General features: G+C 67.9%; 1 protein-coding gene. It reads left to right on the forward strand.

Translation table 11 applies throughout. From position 1 onward, the window contains the following. A partial coding sequence (locus PY650_RS36890; RefSeq protein WP_285885051.1) for an AMP-binding enzyme occupies positions 1 to 361 on the forward strand: 361 nt, incomplete at both ends.

A 361-nucleotide genomic window follows, 5' to 3' on the forward strand; every position in this document is an offset into this window, starting at 1 on the left:
GATCGCCGCACGGCTTTGCGAGCACGAGCTCGTCGGCGAGGCGGTGGTGGTGGCGCAAGAGGACCGCACCGGCGACAAGCACCTCGTCGCCTATGTGGTCTGTGCGCCCGAGGCCGGATCGGACGAGGAAGATGGAAGTGCGCTTGCTGCCTCCTTGCGCGCCCATCTGGCTAGCCTGCTGCCCGACTATATGGTGCCGTCGGCCTTCATGAAGCTGGCGGCGCTGCCGCTGACGGCGAACGGCAAGCTCGATCGCAAGGCGCTGCCGGTTCCCGACGACGACGCCTATGCACGGCGCGCCTATGAGGCGCCGCAGGGCGAGCTCGAGACGACGCTCGCTCAGATCTGGACGGAGCTTCTC

The organism is Martinezella calliandrae (assembly GCF_030272695.1).
GTDB lineage: Bacteria > Pseudomonadota > Alphaproteobacteria > Rhizobiales > Rhizobiaceae > Rhizobium > Rhizobium calliandrae.